The sequence below is a fragment of the Spirosoma jeollabukense genome, assembly GCF_054777855.1.
Genome location: NZ_BAAHAD010000115.1, coordinates 1 through 536, shown reverse-complemented (window position 1 = coordinate 536; position 536 = coordinate 1). Strand labels below are relative to the sequence as shown.

Below are 536 nucleotides of genomic sequence, written 5' to 3'. Positions count from 1 at the left end.
TGTTCACCTTGGAGACCTGCTGCGGTTATGAGTACGACCTGGCAAGAATCTTATTCCTTCCAGTGGATTTTCAAGGGACGTCGAGAGCGCACCGGACACTGCAGAGGTGCAGTGCTCTGCCGGCCGTTAAACCCTAGCTCCGGACAAACCGATTTCAGGGTGATAGACCGTTAAGAAGAAAAGAGAACTCTTCCCAGGGCCCCCGCCGTCGTCTCCACTTTCAGTTACGTTGCCGTGAAGAAACCTTATCCAGGTGCCGGAATATTAACCGGCTTCCCTTTCGCCACACGGCGCGAAGCGCGCACTTTATAACGGAACTTCCCTATGGCTTAGGATCGACTCACCCATGTCCAACTGCTGTTCACATGGAACCTTTCCCCACTTCAGTCCTCAAAGTTCTCATTTGAGTATTTGCTACTACCACCAAGATCTGCACTAGAGGCCGTTCGACCCGGGCTCACACCCTCGAACCGTCGATTTCGGTCCTAGGATGCCCTGCTGCACATGTTCTTCAAGGGTCTTCAACGCCTGTGGAG

Annotated in this window: 1 rRNA gene; it reads right to left on the bottom strand. The window is 53.4% G+C overall.

Going from position 1 to position 536, the window contains the following annotated elements:
• Positions 1-419 (bottom strand): 23S ribosomal RNA (locus ACYVEA_RS34825); the annotation flags it as partial.
• Between the last annotated feature and the right edge of the window lie 117 nt (positions 420-536).